11 protein-coding genes are annotated in these 15736 nt (G+C 72.7%); 7 read left to right on the top strand and 4 right to left on the bottom strand.

All coding sequences use genetic code 11. The features are described 5' to 3' along the window. Positions 1 to 17: 17 nt before the first annotated feature. Together ASF96_RS05275 and glf are read right to left on the bottom strand one after the other, a co-directional pair. Entirely contained in the window at positions 18 to 2066 is a 2049-nt protein-coding gene (locus ASF96_RS05275) for an acyltransferase family protein (protein WP_082509299.1), read from the bottom strand. Positions 2067 to 2073: 7 nt separating this feature from the next. Further along, on the bottom strand, positions 2074 to 3210 hold the full coding sequence (glf, locus tag ASF96_RS05270; RefSeq protein ID WP_055834508.1) for a UDP-galactopyranose mutase: 1137 nt from the start codon (positions 3208 to 3210) through the stop codon (positions 2074 to 2076). Between the two features lie 149 nt (positions 3211 to 3359). Between glf and ASF96_RS16775 the strand changes: the two genes are divergently transcribed. From ASF96_RS16775 to ASF96_RS05245, 5 genes are read left to right on the top strand one after another with little or no spacing between them, the layout of a single operon-like run. After that, a complete protein-coding gene (locus ASF96_RS16775) occupies positions 3360 to 5285 on the top strand; it encodes a DUF6541 family protein (RefSeq protein WP_055936634.1) in 1926 nt (641 codons plus the stop codon). Between the two features lies 1 nt (position 5286). Next, entirely contained in the window at positions 5287 to 6483 is a 1197-nt protein-coding gene (locus tag ASF96_RS05260) for a glycosyltransferase family 4 protein (protein WP_055936631.1), read from the top strand. Beyond that, the gene (locus tag ASF96_RS05255; protein ID WP_082509297.1) at positions 6480 to 7676 is read left to right on the top strand and encodes a glycosyltransferase family 2 protein; all 1197 of its coding nucleotides are present in this window, start codon (positions 6480 to 6482) and stop codon (positions 7674 to 7676) included. Before ASF96_RS05260 ends, ASF96_RS05255 begins: the two co-directional genes overlap by 4 nt. Next, positions 7676 to 8803 carry a glycosyltransferase family 4 protein gene (locus tag ASF96_RS05250; RefSeq protein WP_055936628.1) on the top strand — a complete coding sequence of 376 codons (1128 nt, stop codon included), beginning with the start codon at positions 7676 to 7678 and terminating at the stop codon, positions 8801 to 8803. Before ASF96_RS05255 ends, ASF96_RS05250 begins: the two co-directional genes overlap by 1 nt. Further along, positions 8800 to 10032, top strand: coding sequence for a lipopolysaccharide biosynthesis protein (locus tag ASF96_RS05245; protein WP_055936624.1), 1233 nt, complete (start codon positions 8800 to 8802; stop codon positions 10030 to 10032). Before ASF96_RS05250 ends, ASF96_RS05245 begins: the two co-directional genes overlap by 4 nt. A gap of 36 nt (positions 10033 to 10068) precedes the next feature. On the opposite strand, the gene ASF96_RS05240 is transcribed toward ASF96_RS05245, so the two are convergent. Continuing rightward, positions 10069 to 11076 (bottom strand): glycosyltransferase, encoded by a 1008-nt coding sequence (locus tag ASF96_RS05240; RefSeq protein WP_055936621.1) that lies wholly within the window; start codon positions 11074 to 11076, stop codon positions 10069 to 10071. Positions 11077 to 11205: 129 nt separating this feature from the next. On the opposite strand from ASF96_RS05240, the gene ASF96_RS05235 reads away from it, so the two are divergent. Next, the gene (locus tag ASF96_RS05235) at positions 11206 to 12168 is read left to right on the top strand and encodes a glycosyltransferase family 2 protein (protein WP_055834491.1); all 963 of its coding nucleotides are present in this window, start codon (positions 11206 to 11208) and stop codon (positions 12166 to 12168) included. Between the two features lie 42 nt (positions 12169 to 12210). Beyond that, positions 12211 to 14499 carry a glycosyltransferase gene (locus ASF96_RS05230; RefSeq protein ID WP_055936618.1) on the top strand — a complete coding sequence of 763 codons (2289 nt, stop codon included), beginning with the start codon at positions 12211 to 12213 and terminating at the stop codon, positions 14497 to 14499. Positions 14500 to 14524: 25 nt separating this feature from the next. Here the strand turns inward: ASF96_RS05230 and ASF96_RS05225 are convergent, their stop codons facing one another. After that, on the bottom strand, positions 14525 to 15733 hold the full coding sequence (locus ASF96_RS05225) for an ABC transporter ATP-binding protein (protein WP_055937716.1): 1209 nt from the start codon (positions 15731 to 15733) through the stop codon (positions 14525 to 14527). Positions 15734 to 15736: the final 3 nt, after the last annotated feature.

Below are 15736 nucleotides of genomic sequence, written 5' to 3'. Positions count from 1 at the left end.
AATCCTACGCGGGGCGCTCATCCGAGCCTGGCCGGGAGCTGCTCGGCCAGCGACGGGCCGAGCGATCGGGCGTACATGCGGGTCAGGTGGTTGTCGTCGCGGTACACCGCGACGTTGCCGATGACACCGACGCAGAGGTCGTCGGGGCAGATCCACGGGGTGAGATCGACCAGGCTCAGCCCCGGTCGATCGAGGTCGTCGGCCGGGTTGCGGTCGGCGAGGGACGCCGAGCGGGGAACCGCGCACTCGAGCGGGTCGGCGGACTCGTTCACGCAGCCGAACATGTCGAAGGCGAACCGCGGGTTGTCGCGGATGCCGAGGACCTCGATCCCGGCATCGCCCATGCGGTCGAGGAACCCCTCGATGCCGGCCCGCACCATCTCGTCGTCGTCGCCGGCGTCGGAGCGCGTGACCACCGTCATCACGGCGTCGGGCGCGATCCGCTCGACGTGCGCGATGGCGGCCTCGCGCCAGTCGTCGCAGGTCGGATCGAGCCCCGGCTCGTCGAGGCCCATCGAGCATCCGCCCTTCACCAGCGACACCACTCCCCAGCGCTGCGCGTCGGCGACCGGCAGCAGCGCGGCCGTGATCTGCTGGGCGTGCGAGTCGCCGATGACGGCGACGGTCCGCGACGCGCGGGAGGTGCCCGCGGTCTCGAAGCACGTCCCCTCGAGGATCTGCTCGGTGACGAGCCGGTCCGACGAGCACACCTGCTCGAGCTGGGTCCACTCGTCGTCGAGCAGGGTGGGAAGCGGCAGCAGCATCGCGTCGGCGGGCGTCCGGGGCAGGGTCGGGTCGCGGAGCACGGCCGCGCCGGGGTTGGCGACCTCCGCGCGCGCAGCGATCACGCGTTGCTCGCTCCACGACGCGATCTGCCAGCTCGCCACCGGCACCGCGACCACCGTGGTGGCCACCGCCAGCACGGCGATCGGAACGAGCGCGGAGGGATCGGAACGCCGCCACGCCCGGACCGGGCGGTCGACGGCCCAGGTGAGCGCGCGCGCCAGCAGCAGCGACAGCACGATGATGCCCGCGCCCCCGACCAGCCCGACCTCGACGCGGTCGTTCACGACGAGGAAGGTCACCAGGATCGGCCAGTGCACGAGGTAGAGGGCGTACGCGTCGCGTCCCACCGCCCGCAGCGGTCGGGATGCCAGCAACCGCCCGGGACCGAGATCGCGTTCCCCGTCGGAGGTCGAGCCCGAGACCACGATCGCGGCGGCGCAGAGCACCGGCCAGAGCGCGAGGAAGCCCGGGAAACCGCCGCGGACATCGAGGACCATGCCGAGCACGAGCAGGCCCGCCAGCCCCGTCCACCCCACGACGGCGCGCGCCACCCGGCCCAGGCGCACGTGCGGCAGCACGAGCACGAGCAGGGAGCCCGCCGCGAACTCCCAGAGCCGAGCGCCGGTGTCGAAGTAGGCCGCCTCCTGCGCGGCCGCGGTGCGGATGACCGAGTAGACGAACGAGACGAGGAACACCGCGCCGAAGACCACCCCGACGACGCGATCGGGTGACAGCCCCCGGCGACGGACGAGCACCTGGCACAGCGCCAGCAGCGCGACCCACAGCAGGAACGCCTGCCCCTGCACCGACAGCGACCAGAAGTGCTGCAGCGGGCTCGGGACCTCGGTGCGCGCGTAGTAGTCCACGGCATCCGCCGCGAGCACCCGGTTCTGCACGTAGGCGAGCGAGGCCCACGTCTGCTCCCACACCATGCGCCACGCGGTGGGCGGGTACAGCGTCCACACCAGCGCGAGCACGCCGACGAGGGTCACCGCGGCGGCCGGCAGGAGCCGGCGGAAGGTTCCCAGCAGGTGGCGGATCGGGCGCACGGGGTGATCTCCGGCCATTCGCCGGACGAAACCGCGGGTGAGGAAGAACGCCGAGAGCATGAGAAAGACATCGACGCCGCCCGAGACCCGTCCGAACCACACGTGGTACAAGACGACCAGCAGGATGGCCACGGCACGCAGCCCGTCGATGTCGGGCCGATACGCCCAGCGCCCCTCGTCCGCCCGTCCGGCGCGTGCCGGGCGGGTGCGCGACCCGAGGGTCAGAGGCACGGCGACGTCACGCGAGCTGGTTGTTCCACATCGTCAGCGCGGAGCCGATCGCCATGTGCATGTCGAGGTACTGGTAGGTGCCCAGTCGTCCGCCGAAGTGCACGTCGCGCTCGCCCTTGGTCAGCTCGCGGTACGCGAGCAGACCGGTGCGGTCGTCGGCCGTGTTGACCGGGTAGTACGGCTCGTCGGCGCGCGTGGCGAAGCGGGAGTACTCCCGCACGATGACGGTCTTGTCGGTCGGGTAGGTGTCGGCGCGCTCGGGGTGGAAGTGCTTGAACTCGTGGATGCGCGTGTACGGGGTGTCGGCGTCGGCGTAGTTCATGACGCTGGTGCCCTGGAAGTCGCCGATCGGCAGCACCTCCTGCTCGAAGTCGAGCGTGCGCCACGACAGCTCGCCCTCGGCGTAGTCGAAGTACCGGTCGACCGGGCCGGTGTAGACCACGGGCACCTGGCCGACGGTGGCCTTCTTGTTCAGCGGCTGCGACTCGTCGAAGTAGTCGGTCGACAGCTTCACGTCGATGTTCGGGTGATCGGCCATGCGCTCCAACCACGCGGTGTAGCCGTCGACCGGCAGACCCTCCCACGTGTCGTTGAAGTAGCGGTTGTCGTACGTGTAGCGCACCGGGAGGCGCGAGATGACCTCGGCCGGCAGGTCTTTGGGGTCGGTCTGCCACTGCTTCGCGGTGTAGTCGCGGATGAACGCCTCGTACAGGGGGCGGCCGATCAGGGCGATCCCGCGCTCCTCGAGGTTCGTGGCGTCCTTGGCCTCGAACTCACCGGCGAGCTCGTGCACGAGCGCCCGCGCCTGATCGGGCGTGTACGCGGCCTGGAAGAACTGGTTGATCGTGCCGAGGTTGATCGGCAGCGGGAACACGACGCCCTTGTGGGTCGTGTACACGCGATGCACGTAGTCGGTGAACCGCGTGAAGCGGTTGACGTACTCCCACACCGTCGGGTTCGACGTGTGGAAGAGGTGCGCACCGTAGCGGTGCACCTCGATGCCCGTCTCGGGCTCGTTCTCGGAGTAGGCGTTGCCGCCGATGTGGTGGCGGCGGTCGATGACCGTCACCTTGCGACCTGCGGCGGCCGCGCGCTCGGCGATGGTCAGGCCGTAGAAACCCGAGCCGACGATGAGAAGATCCATGCGGAGAAGCGTCTTTCGTGTCGACGGATGCGCGGAGACGGTGCCGCGACCCGTCCAGTCTAAACGGCGGCCTCGCCGACGCCTTCAGGGGCGGGTCAGGGACCGTCCGTTAGCATGACTGACTGTCGTCCAGCGAGAAATGGGAGTGCATGAGCGATTCCTGGTCGGTGATCGTGATGCCCGTCATCGTCTCGATCCTCGCTCTCACCGTCCCCGGAATCGTCGTCCTCGCGGCCGGGTGGGGCGTGCGTCGCCTGCGCATCCTGACTCTGGCCCCGGTCGTGTCGATCGCGATCCTCGCGGTCTCCGCCACCGTGGCGCCCTTCGTCGGTCTGGGGTGGTCGCCGCTGCCGGTGGTGATCCTCACGGTCGTCGCCGCCGCCGCCGCGTTCGGGCTGGGCCGCTGGGTCGGCCCCGAACGCGACGACCGCACCCCGCCGTCCACCGCGGCGTGGGGCGTGGTGTCGCTCGGCATCGCAGCCGTCGTGATCGCGCTGCAGCTCGCCGTCGTCTTCGGCGGGCCGGCGCACATCTCGCAGACCTTCGACGCGATCGTCCACCTCAACACCGTCGCCTTCGCCGTCGACACCGACAACGCCTCGGCCTTCCACATCGGCGCGACATCCGACATCGGGTTCTACCCGAACGGCTGGCACACCGTCGCCGCCCTCGCGGCGAACGTCACGGGGGTCTCGGTCCCCCTCGCCGTCAACGCGGCCAACATCGCGCTGTCGGCCGTGGCCTGGCCGCTGTCGGTCGTCGCGCTCAGCACGGCCCTGCTGTCGGAGCGCACCGCGGTCGTGGTGAGCTCCGCGGCGCTGTCGACCGGATTCGGCGCCTTCCCGATCCTGCTGATGTTCTTCGGCGTGCTCTACCCGAACGCCATGGGCTACGCGGTGCTGCCCGGCGGCGTCGCCGTCGTGGTGCACCTGCTGCGCAGCCGCGGCCTGCCCGCCCGCGCCCGCGCCACCGTGCTGCTGCTCGTCGCCTCGGCGGGGGTCGGGTTGTCGCATCCGAACGCGTTCCTCGGCATGGTCGCCCTCGGCGCGGCGATCGTCGTCGTCGAGCTGCTGACCACGGCGATCTCGTTCCCCACCCGCCGCCGGTGGATGGCGACGGCGGCGATGCTGCTCGGACTGCTGCTCGTGCTCGCGGTGCTGTGGCGGGTCATGCGCACCAACGCCGAGATGTCGCGCTGGCTGCCGTGGCAGACCACCGCGCAGGCCCTCGGCGAGGCGCTGCTGCTGTCGCCCCACGGCTACACCGTCACCGTGACGATCTCGCTCCTGCTGCTCGTCGGCGTGGTCGCGATCGTCTGGCGCCCGCGCCGCCTGGTGGTCGCCGGCCCCATGGTGGTCGCCACCGTGCTGTTCGTGCTGGTGTCGGGCACCGCCGCGGGCAACCCGGTGCGCGAGCTGCTCACCAACCCCTGGTACAACGACTCCTTCCGCTTGGCCGCACTGCTCCCCGCCGCGGGGATCCCCGTCGCGGTGCTCGGCGCGATCACGCTGGTCGACCTCGCGGCGCGATCGCTGCAGCGCGCCCGCGCGGCACGCGGCCTGCGCGTGGCCATCGCCGCGGTCGCTGCCGTCGTCGTCTTCTCGGTCGGGGTGAGCCCCAACATCGTCCGCGCGGTGCAGGACGCCCGCGGCGCCTACGCGCTCGACGCGGGTTCGCCCCTGCTCACGGCCGACGAAGAGGCCCTGCTCGAGCGCCTTCCCGAGACCACCCCCGCCGACGCCGTCATCGCGGGCAGCCCCTGGACCGGCACGTCGCTCGCCTACGCGATCGGCGAGCGCGAGGTGCTGCGCAAGCACGTCTTCGGCGCGTTCGGGCCCGACGAGGAGCTGCTCAACAACGCCCTGCGCGACATCGACAGCGACCCCCGGGTGTGCGAGGCGGTCGATCGCCTCGGCGTCGACTACGTCCTCGACTTCGGTGCGCAGAACGTGTGGAACAACCCCGGCGTCGGACTCGACCGCCAGGGACTGTACGGCCTCACCCCGTCGGAGCACCTCGTGCTCGTCGACCAGCAGGGACCCGCCGCACGCCTGTTCCGCATCGAGGGCTGCTGAGGTGCCCCGCTCTTCGACGGTCGCCGTCGCCTACGACTGCCTCTTCCCGTACTCCACGGGCGGGGGCGAGCGGCAGTACCGCGCGTTCGCCGACGAGCTGGGGCGGCGGGGCCTCGAGGTCGACTACCTCACCGCCGTGCAGTGGGAGGGCGCGACCCCCGTCGAGGAGCGCTTCCGCATCCGTCCCGTCACCGGCCGCCTGTCGCTGTACTCCGCCGACGGCGTGCGCCGCATCCCGGCGGCCCTGCGCTACGCCGCCGCACTCTTCCGCGCCCTCGTGCGTCGGCGCCGGCGCTACGCCGCCGTCATCGTGAGCGGACTGCCCATCTTCAACGTCTTCGCCGCGCGCCTGGCGCTGCTCGGCTCCGGCACGCGCCTGGTGGTCGACTACCTCGAGGTGTGGCACCGCCGCCAGTGGGTCGAGTACTCCGGCGCCGTCACCGGCACGATCGCGTGGGTGCTGCAGCGCGCGGCGATCGCGATCACGCCCCTCGCGACCTGTCACTCGCAGCTCAGCGCCACGCGCCTGCGCCGCGAAGGGCTCCGCCGCCCGCCCGTGGTGAGCCCGGGCCTCATCGACGGCGCCGTCGACGTGGCGGCCCCCTCCCCCGCGACCACGCCGCCCTACGTGCTGTACGTCGGTCGTCACATCCCCGACAAGCGCGTCGAGGCCCTGCCCGCCGCCGTCGCCGCCGCCCGCGCGGGAATCCCCGACCTGCGCCTGGTCGTGCTGGGCACCGGACCCAGCTCCGACGCCGTCCGAGCCGAGGTGCGCCGCGTCGGGGGCGACGAGTGGACCGACTTCCCCGGCTTCGTCTCGGATGCCGAGCTCGACACGCTCCTGCACGGCGCCCTGTGCCTGGCGAACCCGTCGCGTCGCGAGGGGTACGGACTCGTCGTCGTCGAGGCCAACGCCCACGGCACGCCCGTCGTGCTCGTGGCCGACGAGGGAAACGCCGCCACCGAACTCATCGACGACGGCGTCAACGGCGTCGTCGCCCCCTCCACCCGACCCGACGACCTCGCCCGGGCGATCCGGGCCGTCGCCGACGGGGGTGACGACCTGCGCCGCACCTCGCGAGCCTGGTACGACACCGCCGTGGGCACCCGCACCATCCGCCGCACCGTGGAAGGGATCCTCTCGGCACTGCCGCTGCCGGCCCCCGCCGCGGTGAAGACGAAAGAAGACACCCCGTGACCACTCCCGACTCGACGGACGTCGAGCTGACGATCCTCATGCCGTGCCTCAACGAGGCCGAGACGCTGGAGATCTGCATCCGCAAGGCGCAGGGCTTCCTCGCCCGCAGCGGCATCCGGGGCGAGGTGCTGATCTCCGACAACGGCAGCACCGACGGCTCGCAGGCCCTCGCCGAGCGCCTGGGCGCCCGCGTCTCGCACGCGCCGCGGCGCGGCTACGGCGCGGCCCTCATCAACGGCATCGAGACCGCGCGCGGGCAGTACGTCATCATGGCCGACGCCGACGACAGCTACGACTTCGAGAACCTCGAGCCGTTCGTCGAGCGCCTGCGCGCCGGAGCCGACCTGGTGATGGGCAACCGGTTCCTCGGCGGCATCGCCCCGGGCGCCATGCCGCCGCTGCACAAGTACCTCGGCAACCCGGTCCTGTCGTTCATCGGACAGCTGTTCTTCCGACCGGGCATCCGCGACTTCCACTGCGGCCTGCGCGGCTTCAACCGCGCGCGCATCCGCGAGCTCGACCTGCAGACCACGGGGATGGAGTTCGCCTCCGAGATGGTGGTGCGCGCGTCGCTCGCGCGGTACCGCATCGAAGAAGTACCCACCACGCTGAAGAAGGACGGGCGTTCGCGTCCTCCCCACCTGCGCAGCTGGCACGACGGCTGGCGCCACCTGCGCTTCCTGCTGCTGTTCGCCCCGCGCTGGCTCTTCGTCTACCCGGGCCTGGTGGCGTTCTTCCTGGGGGCCATCACCGTCGGCGTGCTGTCGTTCGGCGGCATCGAGATCGCCGGGGTCGGGTTCGACGTGACGACCATGGTCTACGCGAGCGCGCTGTGCGTGACGGGGTTCCAATCCCTGCTGTTCTTCTGGTTGACCAAGCTCTACGCCACGCAAGAGGGCTTCCTCCCCACCAGTGAGCGGTATCGGCGGATCGTGGCGAGGTGGTCCGCCGAGCGCGGCCTCCTCATCGGCGTCGGCCTGTTCCTGCTCGGCATCGTGATCGCCATCGTGCAGGTCTCGCTGTGGGGCAGCCTCGACTTCGGCACGCAGAACGCCGCCCAGGCGGTGCGCATCGCCGTACCCAGCGCCCTGACGATCGTCCTGGGCTTCCAGACGGTGATGATGAGCTTCTTCTCGGGCGTGCTCACCACGCCCCGGCGCGAGCAGCGCCCCGAAGCCGTCATCGAGAGCTGATGGCCGACCGACGCATCCTCGTCGATCTGCTCGGCTTCACCGGGTCGCGCGGAGGCACCGAGACGTACGTGCGCGAGCTTCTGCCGCGCCTGGCGGAGCGCCTGCCGCACGTGCGCTTCGCCGCCCTGACGGGCCGCGCCGGCGCCGAGCGCGTGTCGTCGTTCTTCCCGGGGCACGTGCAGACGGTGCCGTGGGTGGGCGCCGACCCCGCCACGTGGGCGCTGGGCGCCGTCGCCGTCACCGGCCCCGTCGCCCGTCGCGGCCGCGCCGACCTCGTGTGGGCGCCGGCGAACTTCGGGCCGGTGTTCCGCGGCGTCCCGCGCGTGGTGACCGTGCACGACGCCATCTACGACGAAGTGCCGGGCGGCCTGGCCCAGCGGGCGCAGCGCGCGGTGACCTCGACGCTCATGCGCCGGTCGGCCCGCACCGCCGACCGCGTGCTCACCGTCTCGCACGCGGCGGCGGCCAGCATCTCGGCGCATCTCGACGTCGACGCCACGCGCATCCGCGTCGTGCACAACGGCAGCACCGCACCGCGTCCGGTCGCCGATCCCGCCGGCATCCTGGCGCCGCTCGGACTGCCCGATGACCGGCCGATCGTGCTGAGCGTGGGCAACCGCATGCCCCACAAGAACTTCCCCGGCCTGCTCGCCGCTTGCGCCACCATCGACCCGGCCGTGCGCCCCGTCGTGGTCGTCGCGGGCAGCCGCCTGCCCGACCCGCTCGCCGAAGACGTGCGGCGACTCGGCCTCGAGCGCGACGTGGTGCTGCCCGGGTGGGTGAGCGACGACCAGCTCGAGGCGCTGTTCCAGGTCGCCGACCTGTACGCGTGCCCCTCGCTGGTCGAGGGCTTCGGGCTGCCGGTGGTCGATGCGCTGCGGCGCGGCGTCGCCGTGCTCGCCCACGACGTGCCCGTGCTGCGCGAGGTCGGCGGCGACGCCGCCCGGTACGCCGATGCGACGGATGCCGCCGCCTTCGGCGCCGCGATCACCTCCGCGCTGACGGCGCCGCCGGATGCCGCCACGCGATCCGCCGCCCAGCGGTGGGCGTCGCGCTTCACGTGGGACGACGCGGCCGACGCCACCGCCGAGGTGCTGGATCGCACGCGCGGGGAGCGACGACGGTGAAGGTCCTGCTCGCGCGCCTGATCGGCTTCGGCACCGCCCCGATGATCGTCGCGGTCGTGCCGCTGCTGGTGCTGCCGATCGCGGCGCGCATCCAGGGCGCCGAGGGATGGGCGGCGATCGGAACGGGTCAGGCGCTCGGCAGCCTGTTGGCGATGATCTCGAGCTACGGCTGGAACGTCGCCGGTGGCGCCCGGATCGCGATGGCCGAGCACGACGAGGCGCGTCGCGACGTCTACGCGCACAGCTTCTGGTCGCGTCTGGCCGTCTTCGCCGTCGTCGGCGGCGTGACGGCCGCGATCGCCGCGGCCCTCGTCGGCGGGGCGTTCGGCGGGGTGGCCGCTCTCGTGGTGCTCGCGACGGGGCTCACCGGCCTGACGATGTCGTGGTACGCCGTCGGCACCGGCCGGGCGCGGATGGTGCTGTGGTTCGAGGCGATCCCCATGGCCGTGTTCACGGCCGCGAGCGCCGCGATCATGCAGCTCACCGGTCAGCTGGTGGCGTATCCGCTCATGATGATCGCGGGCGTACTCGTCGGTCTCGCCGCGCTGCACGTGCACATGTACGGCCGCGTCGTCCCCCCGTTCCACGTCGGCGGCATCGGGCGCAGCTTCCGCGAGAACCTGCCCCTCGCCAGCGCCGACGGCCTCGGCGGCAGCTACACCACCGCGCCGGTGCCGATCGCGCAGGGGGTCGTGGGCACGCAGGCCGCGGCCGAGCTCACCTCGGCCGACAAGCTGTACCGGGTCGGCCTCACGGCCATCCTCATCGTGGGCAACACCCTGCAGAAGTGGGTGCTCGAAGCCTCGTGGGCGGCCGGCCGCACCCGCCGCCACCTCGTCGCGCTCGCGCTGCACCTCGTCGTCGGCGTGATCGGCCTGCTGGTGCTCGTGCTGCTCGGCCCCTGGCTCACGGCGGCGTTCCTCGGCGAGGCGGTGGCCCCTCCGGCATCCATGTTCCCCGCCTACGGCGTGACGTACCTGATCATCTCGCTGACGACGCCGCTCATCCGCAACGTCCTGGTACCGGCGGGCCGCAACCGCGTCGTGCTGCTGGCGATCGTCGCTTCGGCGAGCGTCGGCCTTCCGGCCATGTTCGTGCTCGGCGCGACCCTCGGCGCGACCGCGATCGTCTGGGGTCTGGCCGTGTCGGAGGTCGTGGTGCTCACGGTCGTCGGCATCGCCGCGACCCGCGAGATCCGCGCGCAGCGCAGGCTCCTCACCCGCGGCTGAGGGCACGGCCCGGGCAGACGCACCGACCGCGGCGGCTCAGCGCGCGGCGTTCCCGCGCCGACCGCCCGTGACGCTCCAGAGCGCCGCCCCGAGCAGGTGTACGACGGCGGTGCGCGGGGTCGCCTCCGAGCGACGGACGGCCCCGACAACGGCGCGCACCGTCGCCCCGGCCCGCCGGCGACGGCCGAAGGCGGCGGCGAGCGCGCGCGCGACGGGGGTGTCGACCCGTGCGCGCAGGGCGTCGGTCATGGCTTCGGCCCAGCCGGCGTTGACGACGTAGAGCGAGCGGGCGAGGGCGCGCGGGCCTCCGCCCTCGGCGGCGAGCGCCGCGCGGCGTCGTCTCAGCGTCTCGCGCCAGCCGAGGCGCGCGGCATCGGCCTCGCCGAGCACGTTGGCGGTGTGCTGCACGTAGTCCTGCACGACCCGGTCGACCACGCGGGTGCCGTCGGTCGCGGCGGCGCACACGGCCAGCCAGTGATCGTGCACCTGCGCGGGTCCGGGGAGGTCGGGGAAGGGCAGGGCCACGTCGAGCAGCGAGCGGCGCAGAACGCACAAAGCGCCCGAGAACTGGTTCTCCAGCACCAGCGAGGCCGCGTCCACCTCGCGCCGCGCCGTGGATGCCGTGACCACCACGCCCTCCGGATACGTCACCACGCGCGCCTGCCCGCTGACGAGCGCAGCGTCCTGCAGCGCCGGCACGAGGGTGGCGAGCTTGTCCGGCATCCAGACGTCGTCCTGGTCGCTCAGGGCGACCCACGCGGCGTCGGCGGGCACGGCGGCCAGTCCGCGTTCGAAGTTGCGGTAGAAGCCGACGCGCTCCTCGAACCCGATGACCTCGAACCTGTCGTCGTCGCCGACGGCGTCGATCATCTGCGCGCGCACCGCGTCGGAGCCGCCGTCGGCGACGACGAGGCAGCGGAACGCGCCGAGCGTCTGCGCCTGGAGCGAGCGCAGCTGTCGGGCGAACAACTCCGCCGGGGGCCGGTACGCCGCCAGCACGATGTACCCCTCGGTCGGGGCGGCGGCGGGGTCGGTGGGGGTCATGGGCGGGTGCGCCGGGGAGGCGGTCCCATCGTACCGACCCGGGTCGACCACGGGTGCGGTCGTACACTGGGGGCTCATCCCCCGTGCTGCCCTCCGGGTGCCGGTGTCCGAACGAAAGGCCGGTCGCGCATGAGTGCCGATCCCGAGATCGACATCGTGATCCCCGTGTACGGGGGCTGGGACTTCGTGCGCACGTGCGTGCGCGCGGCGCTGGACCAGAGCGTCGCGGCACGCGTCATCGTCGTCGACGACCGCTCGCCCGACGACACCGCCGACCGCATCGAGAAGGCCTTCCCCGAGGTCACGCTGCTGCGCAACGAGGTCAACCTCGGCTTCGCCCGCACGTGCAACGTGGGCATGGAGGCGGGAGACGCGCGGCTGGTCATGCTCGTCAACAGCGACGTCGTGCTCGAGCCCGGTGCGGTCGCTGCGGCGATCACCGCGCTGCCCGACGACTCGGCATCCCGCATCGGCAGCGCCGCGACCCTGCTGCTCGCCCCCGACGGCTCCGTCGACTCGTACGGCATCGTCGCCGACGTCACCGGCGCCGGCTTCGTGCGCTTCCACGGCGCGCCCCTCGCGGCGGTGCACGCGAGCGTCCCGCCCGTGCTCGGTCCGTACGGCGCGGTCGCGGTCTACCGCCGCGCCGCGCTCGACGAGGTGGGCACGTTCGACACGAACATCTTCATGTACGGCGAGGAGCTCGACCTGGCCTTCCGCCTGCGCGCGGCGCGCTGGGGCTGCGTCGCGATCACCGAGCCGGTGGGCACGCACCTCGGCGGGGCGAGCGCGGGCACCGAGTCGGAGCGCCAGCGCCGGTTGTCGGGGTTCGCCCGCGGCTACCTGCTGCGCAAGTACGGCGTGCTGCGTTCGCGGTGGGGACTGCGTGCCGTCGCCGTCGAAGCGGTGGTGTCGGTCGCGCGCCTCGTGCTGCGGCGCGACCTGGTGTCGCTGCGCGGCCGCATCGAGGGATGGCGCCGCGGTGCGCGGGCGCCCCGACTCCCCCTGCCGCTCGACGCCGTCGACGCGACGATCGATCTGCGCACCTCGCTGCGCATGCGCGGCGACGGCTACTGGGCCGGGCGCGCCTGACCCCGTCGGCCGCATCGCCGGTCGCTCCGTAAAATCGGACGCATGCTGTCCGCTCTCCGCTCGCGCGTGCGCGCCGCGCGCGACCTCGCTCCCCTGCGCCCCCTGGTCGCGCGCCTCGACCGCGTCTGGTGGGCGCGCGTCATCCGGCGGGCGGGCATCGTCGACCTCGACTACGTCCGCGCGCAGACGGGTTCGCCGCTCTCCGAGGCCGCCGCCGTGCGCCGCTACGTGAACGGCGGATACCGCGACGGCCTGCGCCTGTCTCCGCTGTTCGTCGACACCGCGGTCGGCGACCACCTCCCCGAGGCGTGGCGCGTTCCCGCGCTGTACGCCTATCTCGTCGCCGATCCGCGAGGTCTGCAGGTGAGCCCCCTGTGGGATGCCGTCGCGTACGGCACCCGTCATCCCGACGCGTGGGACGCCCCGGGAGGACCGGTCGGACACGCCTGGCGCCGGCGCGAGGCCCACTCCCTGCCCTACGGCCCCGCGGCGGAACCCGCCGTCGCGACGTGGTCCGAGCTGTCCCGCACGATCATCGCGGCGGCGTCGCGCGCGCGCGTCGGCGGAGAGGTCGCCGCGACGGCGGGTCGCACTCCCCTGTCCCGCGAGCTGCTGCTCGCCCTCGGCCCCGAGGAGTGGGATTTCGACGAGTCGATCGCCGAGGCCGTGCGCTTCGCCGACGTCGACGGTCAGGGAGTGGCGATCGCCGTGCTCGACGACCGCCCCGAGGACTGGACGCTCGCCTCGATCATGGCCGCGTCGCACCCACGCGTCCGTATCAGTCGGCGGAGGCATGACGACGCCGCGCGCGCCCTCGACGAACTCGTGCAGACCTCGACCGCCGAGGTGCTGGTGCTGCGCGGCCCCAACGAGACGCTGACCGCCGCCGACGCGGTCGTCCTGACAGCGCGCGTCGCCGCGGAGCCGTCGGGAACGGCCGTCGCCCCGGTCTGGCGCGACGGCGACGGCACGATCGCCGCGGTCGGAGCGACCTCCGAGGGGCGCTTCCTCGCCGGGCACCCCGTGGAGGACCTCACCGCCCTCTCCCCCGCCACGATGCTCGAGGTCCCGTCCCTGGCGGGCCTCACCGTCGCCGTCCGTCGCGCCGACATCGACACCGCGCTGCGGGGCCTGGATGCCGCGGGCCGCCTCGGCACCCGCGCGCTCGTCGCCCTCGACCTCGAGACGCGCACGCGCTCGCGCGTCGCCGACCCCACCGCGCAGACCCCGGATGCCGGTTCCCGCACTCCCGGATCCGCCGGCCGCGACGCGGCGTCTGCCGAGGCGCCGCGGCCCCTCGCCGGTGCCGACGACCTCCTCCGCCGCGCGGGGTGGGAGCGCACGCGCTCCGGTCCGCTCCCCCGGGTGCGGCGCCCCGGGCGCACGATCGAGCTCGCCGACGGCACCGAGGTCCCCGTGCTGCGCTGGGCCCTGCGGACCGCGACACCGGTCGGCGTGCGGGCCGAGGGATGGGGCGACACGCACTTCGCCCGCGCCCTGGCCGGGGCGCTCCGCCGGCTGGGGCAGGAGGTCGTGATCGACTCCTACGCCGCTCGCACGCGCTCCACGCGGCACCTCGACGACGTCACGGTCGCCCTGCGGGGTCCCGAACCCCTCGAGGCCTCCCCCTTCGGCGTCTCCCTGCTGTGGGTCATCAGCCACCCCGACGAGATCACCGCGACCGACGTCGCGGGCTTCGACCGGGTCTTCGCGGCCTCCGCCCCCTGGGCCGCCGCCACCGGCGCCGAGCTCGGCGTCGCCATCACGCCCCTGCTGCAGTGCACCGATGCGACGCGTTTCCGCCCCGAGGGGCGCGAGCGCGGCGACGACATCCTCTTCGTGGGCACGGCGCGCGGCATCCTGCGCCCCTCGATCGTCGAGCCCATCCGCGCCGGCATCCCCGTCACCGTCATCGGTCCCGATTGGCGCGGCTGGATCCCGGCCTCGCACATCCGCGCGACCGGTGTGTCGAACGACAACCTGCCGGGCCTGTACGAGAGCGCCGGTGTGGTGCTGAACGACCACTGGCCCGCCATGCAGCAGCGGGGGTTCATCGGCAACCGCCTCTTCGACGTGGTCGCCGCGGGCGGCCGGGCCATCAGCGACCGGGTCGAGGGGATCGACGAGCTGTTCGGCGGCGCCGTCGCCACCTACGACGAGGTGCCCGAGCTCATCCGCATGCTCTCGCACGACGTGGATGCCGTCTTCCCCGACGCCGATGTGCTGGCCGCGGCCGGCGCGCGGGTGCGCGCCGAGCACTCTTTCGACGCCCGGGCGCGTACGCTGCTCGACGCTGCCGTGCGCGCCTCGGAGGCGCAGCCGCGACGCTGACCCGCGGGTGCGGGTCGGCGGGGGCTCAGCGGAAGCGCACCTCGGCGGGGACCGAACCCAGCGAGTCCGACCGGCCGTGCACCGTGAACTCCGCGCCCTGCATGAGGGCGTGCGAGGTCGACTCGCTGATGCCGTGCAGGTTCGCATTGACCCAGTAGCTGCCCGGGTTGAACCGGGCGCTGTCGACGTCGATCTCGACGGTCGTCGTCTCGCCCTCGTGCAGCGGCGGCAGCGAGGTGCCCAGCATGCTGGTGTTCGACGCCAGGGCCAGCAGACCCGACGAGGTGTCGATGCTGAAGCCGAGCGCCCACTCGTCGAGCGTGCGCAGACCGTGCACGGTCACACCGACGCGGAAGGAATCGCCCGTCTGGAAGTCGTTGGACCGGGTGCCGTCGGCCGCGCGCACGTCGACCGCGACGATCTCCGCTGCCCGCAGCACCTGCTCGGGGCGCGCGGACACCTTGCCGGATCCCTCCTCGAGCAGCTCGCGGAAGCGATCCACGGCGGCCTCGGCGAGACCGTCGAACGCGACCCGACCCTTGTCCATAAGGATCACCCGATCGCACAGCTCCTCGATCTGGTCGAGGGCGTGCGACACGATGATGATCGTGCGCCCCTGGCGCTGGAACTCCTTGATCTTGTCGAGGCACTTGCGCTGGAACTGCTCGTCGCCCACGGCGAGCACCTCGTCGACGAGCAGGATGTCGGGGTCGGTGTGCACGGCGATCGCGAACGCGAGGCGCACGAACATCCCCGACGAGTAGAACTTGACCTGGGTGTCGATGAAGTCGCCGACGCCCGAGAAGTCGAGGATGTCGTCGAAGCTCGCCCGGGTCTCTTCCCGGCTGAGCCCGAGCACCGAGGCGTTCAGGTAGACGTTCTCGCGACCGGTGAGGTCAGGGTGGAACCCGGCGCCCAGCTCGATCAGAGCCGCCACGCGTCCGCGCTGCTTCACGTCGCCGGAGGTCGGCTGGATGATTCCTCCGATGACCTTCAGCAGCGTGCTCTTGCCCGAGCCGTTGTGCCCGATCAGACCGATGGTGTTGCCCGCGCGGATGTCGAGGCTCACGTCGTTCAGCGCCCAGAAGTCCTGGCGGTGGCGACGGCCGGCACGGCCGAGCGTGACGAGGCGCTCCTTGATGGAGGTGTCTTTGCGCACGACGAACCGCTTCGACACGTCAATGAGCACGACGACCTCGGGGCGCGCCAGGGCGGGAGTCACGTCAAAAGACATATC

It is taken from the genome of Microbacterium sp. Leaf179 (assembly GCF_001423785.1).
Classification (GTDB): domain Bacteria; phylum Actinomycetota; class Actinomycetes; order Actinomycetales; family Microbacteriaceae; genus Microbacterium.
This window is presented reverse-complemented; position numbering and strand designations above follow the sequence as displayed.